The following is a 9945-nucleotide window of genomic DNA, read 5'->3' on the forward strand; positions in this document are numbered from 1 at the left end:
AGAAACGCGGCAGGGGACCAGAAGGTTCCCCGTATCCCGTGCTTCTACACGGCTTCGGGCACAGTCAGTCATGCGACGACGAACCCGGCCGGGCGGCCGTACCGCACGGTGCATCCATGCCGGACACACCGCGACGGCCCGCGCCGCTCCCCCGAGTGTGTCACTCCTGGCGCATCCACTGCGCCATCACCGAGAGCAGATGATCGGGGTCGACCGGCTTGGTCACATAGTCGGAGGCGCCCGACTCGATCGCCTTCTCCCGGTCGCCCTTCATGGCCTTCGCCGTGAGCGCGATGATCGGCAGTCCCGCGAACTGCGGCATCCGCCGGATCGCCGTGGTCGTGGCATAGCCGTCCATCTCGGGCATCATGATGTCCATCAGAACGACCGTCACATCGTCGTGCTGCTCCAGGACCTCGATGCCCTCGCGGCCGTTCTCCGCGTACAGCACCGAGAGTCCGTGCTGCTCGAGGACGCTGGTCAGCGCGAAGACGTTGCGGATGTCGTCGTCGACGATCAGCACCTTCTCGCCCTCGAAGCGGATGCCCCGGCCCTGCTGAGGTCCGGCGTCCTGCCCCGCGGTCGTCCACGGCTCCTGAGCCGCGCCCGCACCGCCCTCCTGCTGTCCGGCGGCCTCCGCGCGCTGCTCGGCCGTGGGCAGCGCCCTGCGGCGCCTCCTGAACAGCGCGGCGGGCCCGTTCTGCGCGTCCTGGTACGACTTCACCTCGGCCGGCATCCCGGTGCCGTGCAGTTCGGCCTCGGAGGCCAGCAGCTCCCCCGCCTCCATCGCCGGCGCGAGCTGCCCGTAGCCCTGGGGCGGCAGTTCGCTCGGGTGCAGCGGCAGGTACAGCGTGAAGGTGGAGCCGCGTCCCGGCTCGCTCTGGGCGTAGATCTCGCCGCCGAGCAGCCGCGCGATCTCCCGCGAGATGGAGAGCCCGAGGCCCGTACCGCCGTACTTGCGGCTCGTCGTGCCGTCCGCCTGCTTGAAGGCCTCGAAGATCACCCGCATCTTGCTCGCCGCGATCCCGATTCCGGTGTCGGTCACGGAGAACGCGATCAGATCGGCGTCCGCGTCCCGCAGCGACCCCGACTCCAGCAGCTGCTCCCTGATGGCCACCGGCACGTCCGTCCCGGCGGGCCGGATGACCAGCTCCACCGCTCCGGAGTCGGTGAACTTCACCGCGTTGGACAGCAGGTTGCGCAGCACCTGGAGAAGACGCTGCTCGTCGGTGTGCAGCGTGGCGGGCAGCTCCGGCGAGACCCGAACGGAGAAGTCGAGCCCCTTCTCCGCGGTCAGCGGACGGAACGTCGCCTCCACGTAGTCCACGAGCTGGACGAGCGCGATCCGCGTCGGCGACACGTCCATCTTGCCCGCCTCGACCTTCGACAGGTCGAGGATGTCGTTGATCAGCTGGAGCAGGTCCGAGCCCGCGCCGTGGATCGTCTCGGCGAACTCGACCTGCTTCGGTGTGAGGTTCGTGTCCGCGTTGTCGGCGAGCAGCTTGGCCAGGATCAGCAGCGAGTTGAGCGGCGTGCGCAACTCGTGCGACATGTTCGCCAGGAACTCGCTCTTGTAGCGCATGGAGACCGCGAGCTGTTCGGCGCGCTCCTCCAGGACCTGCCGCGCCTCCTCGATCTCGGTGTTCTTGACCTCGATGTCGCGGTTCTGCTGCGCCAGCAGCTCGGCCTTGTCCTCCAGTTCCGCGTTCGAGTCCTGGAGCGCCTTCTGCCGGTTCTCCAACTCCGCCGAACGCTCCCGCAGTTGCTCGGTGAGTTCCTGCGACTGCCGCAGCAACACCTCCGTCTTGGTGTTGACCGAGATGGTGTTGACGCTCGTCGCGATCATCTCCGCGATCTGGTTCAGGAAGTCCTTCTGGATCTGCGTGAAGGGAGTGAACGACGCCAGCTCGATCACACCGAGCACGGTCCCCTCGAAGAGCACCGGAAGCACGATGACCTGCGCCGGCGGCGCCTCCCCGAGCCCGGAGGAGATCTTCAGATAACCGCTCGGCGCGTTCTCCACGAGGATCGTGCGCTTCTCCTGCGCGGCCGTCCCGATCAGCGCCTCACCGGGCCGGAACGACGTCGGCATGGAGCCCATCGAGTAGCCGTACGACCCGAGCATGCGCAGCTCGTACGCCTCCTCGTCCTCGCTGCCCGCGTCCTTGCCGTCGACCAGCGGCATCGACAGGAAGAACGCGCCGTGCTGGGCCGAGACGACCGGCGTCAGCTCGCTCATGATCAGCGAGGCCACGTCGGCGAGGTCGCGGCGGCCCTGCATCAGGGCGGAGATACGGGCGAGGTTGCCCTTCAGCCAGTCCTGCTCCTTGTTGGCGATGGTGGTGTCGCGCAGGTTGGCGATCATCTTGTTGATGTAGTCCTGGAGTTCCTGGATCTCGCCGGAGGCGTCCACGTCGATCTTCAGGTTCAGGTCACCGCGGGTCACCGCCGTCGCGACACGCGCGATGGCGCGCACCTGCCGGGTCAGGTTCCCGGCCATCTCGTTCACCGACTCGGTGAGGTCGCGCCACGTGCCGTCGACGTCACGGACACGCGCCTGGCCGCCCAGCTGCCCCTCCGTGCCCACCTCGCGGGCGACCCGGGTGACCTCCTCCGCGAAGGACGACAGCTGGTCGACCATCGTGTTGATGGTGGTCTTGAGCTCCAGGATCTCGCCGCGCGCGTCGATGTCGATCTTCTTGGTCAGATCGCCCTTGGCGATGGCCGTGGTGACCATCGCGATGTTGCGCACCTGGCCGGTCAGGTTGGACGCCATCCCGTTCACCGACTCGGTGAGGTCCTTCCACGTCCCGGCGACTCCCGGAACCTGCGCCTGCCCGCCGAGGATGCCGTCCGTACCCACCTCGCGGGCCACCTTGGTGACCTGCTCGGCGAACGAACTCAGCGTCTTCACCATGGTGTTGAAGGTGTCGGCGAGCTGCGCGACCTCGCCGCTCGCCTTGATCGTCACCGTCCGCGTCAGGTCGCCGTTGGCGACGGCCGCCGCCACCTGCGAGATGTTCCGCACCTGCATGGTCAGGTTGTAGGCCATCAGGTTGACGTTGTCGCTCAGGTCCTTCCAGATGCCCGTGACACCCGGCACCCGTGCCTGACCGCCCAACTGGCCCTCGGTACCCACCTCGCGGGCCACCCGGGTCACCTGCTCGGCGAACGACGACAGCTGGTCGACCATCGTGTTGACGGTGGTGACCAGTTCGAGGATCTCGCCCTTGGCGTCGACGGTGATCTTCTTGGACAGGTCTCCCATGGCGACCGCGGTCGTGACCTCGGCGATGTTGCGCACCTGGATGGTCAGGTTGTTGGCCATGAAGTTCACGGACTGGGTGAGGTCCTTCCAGGTGCCCGAGACACCCTGCACCTCGGCCTGCCCGCCGAGGATGCCCTCCGTACCCACCTCGCGGGCCACCCGCGTCACCTGCTCGGCGAAGTTCGAGAGCTGATCCACCATCGTGTTGAGGGTGTTCTTCAGCTCCAGGATCTCGCCGCGCGCGTCCACGTCGATCTTCTGCGACAGATCACCCCGGGCCACCGCGGTCGCGACCTGCGCGATGTTGCGCACCTGAGCGGTGAGGTTGCCGGCCATGCCGTTCACCGAGTCGGTCAGGTCGCGCCACACACCGGCGACGCCGGGCACCTGCGCCTGACCGCCGAGCCGGCCCTCCGTACCCACGTCACGGGCCACCCGCGTCACCTGGTCGGCGAACGCGGAGAGCTGGTCGACCATCGTGTTGATGGTGTTCTTCAGCTCCAGGATCTCGCCGCGCGCGTCCACGTCGATCTTCTGCGACAGATCACCCCGGGCCACCGCCGTGGTCACCTGGGCGATCTGGCGCACCTGCGAAGTCAGGTTCCCCGCCATGAAGTTGACGGAGTCCGTGAGTTCCTTCCAGGTGCCGGACACGCCGTCCACCCGGGCCTGGCCGCCGAGCCGGCCCTCCGTACCCACGTCACGGGCCATCCGCGTCACCTGATCGGCGAAGCTCGACAGCTGGTCCACCATGGTGTTCACGGTGACTTTCAGCTCCAGCATCTCGCCGGCGACCTCGACGGTGACCTTCTGCGACAGATCGCCGTTCGCGACCGCCGTGGTCACCTGGGCGATGTTGCGCACCTGGCCGGTCAGGTTCTGGAACGCCGTGTTGACGGAGTCCGTGAGGTCCTTCCAGGTGCCGGCCACGCCCGGAACCTGGGCCTGGCCGCCCAGTTCACCCTCGACACCGACCTCGCGCGCCACCCGCGTGACCTCGACACCGAACGACGACAGCTGGTCGACCATCGTGTTGACGGTGTTCTTCAGCTCCAGCATCTCGCCGGCGACCTGGACACTGACCTTCTGCGACAGATCACCGTTGGCCACCGCGGTCGTCACGGCGGCGATGTCACGCACCTGGGTCGTCAGGTTCCGGAAGACCGTGTTGACCGAGTCCGTGAGGTCCTTCCACGTCCCCGCCGCCCCCGGCACGTTCGCCTGACCGCCGAGCCGGCCCTCGCCGCCCACCTCGTTGGCGACACGGGTGACCTCGTCGGCGAACGTCCGCAGCGTCTCGGTCATCTGGTTGATCGTCTCGGCGAGCTGCGCGACCTCACCGCGTGCGGACACGGTCACCTTCTGCGACAGGTCACCGCTCGCGACCGCGGTGGTCACCTGCGCGATCCCGCGCACCTGGGCCGTCAGGTTGCCGGCCATGAGGTTCACCGAATCGGTGAGGTCCTTCCACACCCCGGCCACACCGGGCACCTGCGCCTGACCGCCCAGCTCGCCCTCCGTACCCACCTCACGGGCGACACGCGTCACCTCGGAGGAGAACGAGGACAGCTGGTCCACCATCGTGTTGACGGTGTTCTTCAGCTCCAGCATCTCGCCGGCCACATGAACGGTGACCTTCCGCGACAGGTCACCCTTGGCGACCGCCGTCGTCACGAGAGCGATGTCACGCACCTGAGCGGTGAGCCGGTACGCCATCGTGTTGACCGAGTCCGTGAGGTCCTTCCACGAACCGGACATACCGCGCACCCGGGCCTGCCCGCCCAGCTTGCCCTCGGTACCGACCTCACTGGCCACCCGGGTGACCTCGTCGGTGAACGTCGACAACTGGTCCACCAGGTTGTTGACGGTCCGGCCGACCTTCAGGAACTCACCCCGCAACGGATGCCCGTTGCCGTCCGCGGCCTGCGCGCGCAGGTCCATGCGCGGCGACAGATCGCCCTCCGCGACGGCGGACAGCACCCGGCCCACCTCGGAGACAGGCCGTACGAGATCGTCCACCAGGGCGTTCGACGCGTCGATCGCGGCCGCCCAGGCGCCCTCGCCGGCGCCCGCCTCCAGCCGCTCCGTGAGTTTGCCCTCACGGCCCACCACACGCCGTACCCGCGAGATCTCACCCGTCAGGTGCAGATTGCGGTCGGCGACCTCGTTGAAGACCGCCGCGACCTCCGACATCACGCCGTCACCGGAAACAGTGAGCCGCTTGCGGAAGTTGCCGTCCCGCATCGCCACCAGGGCCGCCAACAACCGGTTCAGGGCCGCCGTGTCCACCTCGGTGGTGCCGGTGCGCGGTGTGCGCCCGCTGTTCAGGGACTGTCCGCCCTTCGCGCGCGTCCTACCGCCCCGCGCCGCTGCGCCAGACTCCACTGTGTCCCTCCCGCAAGGGTCGACCAATACTGCTCGGCGTACTCGGGTACTTCTGCTCGGGTACTTCTGTTCGTGGTACGCGGGAGGCATACGACCTGCCCGGACCTACTCCTGGAACCTGCCCAGTGTTTCACCCCGGCCGAACCAGGCCATAACAGTTCGGCAGCTTCGCACATCGTCCGCACACTCGCGGGACAATCCTCCGGCCCTGGCCGGAGGCAATCACAGGCACCTGTCCGAACGGAAACACCGCACTCTTCAAGACGGAAACACCCGTGACCGGCATCCGCAGGGCCCACGAAGGTAAGTAACCTTGCATGCGGCTGTCCAGCCGCGCGGTCCCGACCGGCCAGGGCGGTGGCACGAGTACGAGCGGCACGAGCGGGCAGGCATCGGAGGGGCACCGCACCATGACCACCGGACTGCATCCTGGGGGAACACCCCCGGATCCCCGGCCGACAGGGCACCAAGCCCTGCCCACGCAGGAGCGGGTCGGCCACGGAGCCCCGCATACCGACGACCGGACAAGGAGTTCTGTGATCACCGCGCGCGCGGCCGCCAGTTTCGATCCCGTGGGACGGTCCGTGGCGACCGCCCGCTCGTTCGTCCGGGACACGCTCCAGGGCTGGGGCTTCGCCGACATCGTCGACGACGCCGTCGTGCTGACCAGCGAGCTGGTCACCAATGCCGTCGTGCACGCGGGCACCTCCGCCGACGTTCTGTGTCTGCGCAGCGACGACGGCGTGCGCATCGAGGTGGCGGACCGCTACCCAGAACGCGAGATCCCACTCCAGGCCACCGCCGTCAGCATGGGCAGCCCCGACCGCGAAGGCGGCCGCGGCCTCCAGCTCTGCGCGGCCCTCGCCCGCCGCTGGGGTGTCGAGTACACGCCCACCCACAAGCAGGTCTGGTTCCAGCTCGACCTCCCCGCGCGCGCGATCGGCACCCGCTCCGCCGGACCCTCGCTCCCCGCCGACCTCCTCCCCCTCGCCGACGGCCGCGTACGCGTGGCGGTCGTCCAGATCGACCGCACCGGCGCCATCAACGCCTGGAACGAGGACGCCGAGGAGCTCTTCGGCTACGCGGCCGAGCAGGTCACCGGCAAGCCGCTCACCGACCTCGCGGCCTGGCCGCACACCCCCGGCACCGGCACCGGCATCGTCGAAGCCCTCCAACTCTCCCGCTGGGAAGGCAGTTACGGCGTCCGTTGCGCCGACGGCCGCGTCACACCGGTGTACGCCTCCCACCTGCGCGTCCGCGACACGAGCGGCGAGCCGTCCACCGTCTGCCTCCTCGTCCGCGACCACGAACGCGCCGTCCTCCAGACCCCGTTGCGCGGACCCGCCTCCGACTCGGGCTCCCACTCCGAGGGCCAGGCCGCGGACCCGTTCGAGGTCTTCATCGGATCGCCGGCCCCGGACGACCTCGACGGCCTCCTCCAGCGCACGGTGGAACGGGCCCGCGACATGCTCGACGGCGACTCGGCCTTCCTGCTCCTCGCGACCGACGACGAGACGGAGCTGGAGGTACGCGCCTCCACGGGCCTGCCCTCCGCGCGCCAGCGCTTCGCCCGCGTCCCCGTCGAGGCCGGCCCCGGCCGCTACGGCTCGGCCCGGATGCCCGCCGTCCACGAGGATCTGACGGTCGTCCCCGGCGCCGTACCACTCCTCGGGGGCACCGGCATGCGCTCGGTCGTCACGGTCCCGCTGAAGGTCGAGGGCCGCCTCACCGGCTCCCTCGGCGTCGCCGCCGAGTCCCCGAACCGCTACTCCAACGAAGAGGCCCTGCGCCTCCAGTTCGCCGCCGACCGCATCGCCCTGGCCGTGGAATCCGCGCGCCTCGGCGAGCTGGAACGCCTGCGCCGCGGCTCGCTTTCCTTCCTCGTCGAGGCCTCCGACCTGCTCGCCGGCACCCTTGACCGCGACCAGACGCTCGCCCTCATGGCCCAGATGACGGTCCCGACCCTTGCCACCTGGTGCGCCGTGTACACGATCGCCGACCAGGCTTCCGATCCCTACCTCTCGTACGTGCTGCACGAGGACGAGGAACTCATCGACGGCCTCAAGGCGTTGCTCTCGAAGATCGCCCCACCGGACCCGGTGCCCACCCCGGGCGCCCGCGTCTGGTCCGCCCCGGCCGCGGCCGCCCACGACGCCGCCCTGCGGACCTCGATGCGCAGCCTGGGCCGCGGCGAGAGAACGTCGATCAGCTCCGGTATCGGCACGACGCTGGCGACAGCCGCGGCGGTCGGCGGCGAGACCGTCGTGCTGCCCCTGGTCGCCCGCAACCGTGTCATCGGCATGCTGACCCTCGGCAAGCCCTCGGACGAGCATTTCCGCCAGGAGATCCTGGAGTTGGCCGAGGACCTCTCCCGGCGAGCGGCACTCGCCCTGGACAACGCCCGCCTGTACTCGGAGCGCACGGCCATCAGCCAGTCCCTCCAGCGCAGCCTCCTGCCCCCGGAACTCCCCCAGATCGAGGGCGTCGAGGTCGAGGTGATCTACCGGGCGGCAGGCGAGGGGAACGAGGTCGGCGGCGACTTCTACGACCTCTTCCCGATCCGCGACGGCGCCTACGGCTTCGCCATCGGCGACGTCTGCGGTACGGGCCCGGAGGCGGCGGCGGTCACCGGCCTGGCCCGGCACGCGCTGCGCCTGCTGGCCCGCGAGGGCTACGGCGGCCCCGCGGTCCTGGAGCGGCTGAACTCCGCGATCCTCGACGAGGGCGCCCGCAGCCGCTTCCTGACCCTCCTCTACGGCGAGCTGTGGCCTCAGGAGGACGGCAGCGCCGTCCTGAAGGTCGTCTGCGCCGGACATCCCCTCCCGCTGCGCCTGCGCCAGGACGGCACGGTCGAGCCGGCCGCCGAACCACAGCCGCTCCTCGGCGTCATGGAGGACCTGGAGCTGTACGAGCAGAGGGTCACGCTGGATCCGGGCGATGTCCTGCTGTGTGTCACGGACGGCGTCACGGAGCGGCGCGAGGGAACCCGCATGCTCGGCGACGACGGCCTCGCTGACGTCCTCACCACATGCACGGGGCTGACGGCCGGCGCTGTCGCCGCGCGCATCATGCGCGCGGTCGAGCGCTTCGCCTCCGACGCCCCGTCGGACGACATGGCGATTCTCGCGATGCGCGTCCCCGGCCTCCACACGGACTGACACCCGACGCGCCGACGCCCCTGGGACTCGATCGAGTCCCGGGGGCCGAAGTCCTGTCGGCCCCCGGACATGCGAAAGGCCCCCACCCACAAGGGCGGAGGCCTTTTCTGCTTGAGCCCCCCAACGGAATCGAACCGTTGACCTTCTCCTTACCATGGAGACGCTCTACCGACTGAGCTAGGGGGGCCTGTTGTCCTCGAGGTTTCCCTCGCGGCAACAAGAGAGATCATACCCCGAACTGGACCGTGCCCCAAACCAGTCCGGCCCTGATCAGAAGGCCGGTTGCAGCAGTCCGCCGAGCGCGTTGCACGCGGAGACGATCCGCTGCATCTCCCGCTTCGTCAACGTCCCGTCCACAGGCAGCGAAAGGGTCTCGTCGGCGGCCCGCTCCGTCTCCGGCAGCTGTACGTCCCGACGGAACCCGGGCAGGCGGTGCACCGGCGTCTTCACCGGCACCCGGCACTCGACTCCCCTGGCCCGTACGGCCCTTGCGAAGGCGTCCCGGTCCGGCCGCCCGTTGCCGGGTACCCGCACGACGTACTGCTGGTAGGTGTGGTGGTCGCCGCCGACCGGTGTGTGTACGCCGCTGAGCCGGCTGTCGAGATAGGCGGCCCGCTCCCTGCGCTGCGCGATCTCGTCGTACGGCGCCTCGGACTCGCCCTGTTCCAGCACCAGCAGTTCATGGCGCCGGCCAAGGTCCCGCAGTCCCGCCATGTCGGCCGTCCGCCCGAAGCGGTGCACGACAACGAGCGCCGCCGTCCGGGGAGTTACGACCGCGTCCACCGCGTGAGGGTCGAGGCAGTAGGTCACGGGGTCTATGTCGGCGAAGACGACGGTGGCGCCGGCCCGGGTGACGGCGTCGGCGACCTCCAGGTTCCCGAAGGCCGGGACGACGACCTCGTCACCGGCTCCGACGCCCGCGGCACTGAGCATTGCAGCAGTACTCATGGTGCGGATCCTGGTCGCGCAACGTGAACGTCAAGTAAAGCAAAACAAAAAAGAGCTGGTCCCCGAACCGAAGTTCGGGGACCAGCTCTCTAAAATTTGTTCGGCGGCGTCCTACTCTCCCACAGGGTCCCCCCTGCAGTACCATCGGCGCTGTGAGGCTTAGCTTCCGGGTTCGGAATGTAACCG

Annotated in this window: 3 protein-coding genes, 1 tRNA gene and 1 rRNA gene; 1 reads left to right on the top strand and 4 read right to left on the bottom strand. The window is 69.2% G+C overall.

Translation table 11 applies throughout. The features are described from left to right. Positions 1 to 160 precede the first annotated feature (160 nt). Positions 161 to 5653 (bottom strand): HAMP domain-containing protein, encoded by a 5493-nt coding sequence (locus ABZV42_RS14560; RefSeq protein WP_355987932.1) that lies wholly within the window; start codon positions 5651 to 5653, stop codon positions 161 to 163. Between the two features lie 410 nt (positions 5654 to 6063). Here ABZV42_RS14560 and ABZV42_RS14565 point away from each other — a divergent pair, with 410 nt between their 5' ends. Further along, positions 6064 to 8811, top strand: coding sequence for a SpoIIE family protein phosphatase (locus tag ABZV42_RS14565; protein ID WP_355987944.1), 2748 nt, complete (start codon positions 6064 to 6066; stop codon positions 8809 to 8811). A 114-nt stretch (positions 8812 to 8925) separates the two neighbouring features. Here ABZV42_RS14565 and ABZV42_RS14570 read toward each other — a convergent pair. The 3 genes from ABZV42_RS14570 to rrf all read right to left on the bottom strand — a co-directional run. After that, positions 8926 to 8998, bottom strand: a tRNA-Thr gene (locus ABZV42_RS14570). Between the two features lie 83 nt (positions 8999 to 9081). Then, positions 9082 to 9744, bottom strand: a complete 663-nt coding sequence (locus tag ABZV42_RS14575) for a DegT/DnrJ/EryC1/StrS family aminotransferase (protein ID WP_355987946.1) — start codon at positions 9742 to 9744, stop codon at positions 9082 to 9084. Between the two features lie 113 nt (positions 9745 to 9857). After that, positions 9858 to 9945, bottom strand: a 5S ribosomal RNA gene (gene rrf / locus ABZV42_RS14580); the annotation flags it as partial.

The sequence above is a fragment of the Streptomyces sp. NPDC005281 genome, assembly GCF_040607495.1.
Taxonomy (GTDB): Bacteria; Actinomycetota; Actinomycetes; order Streptomycetales; family Streptomycetaceae; genus Streptomyces.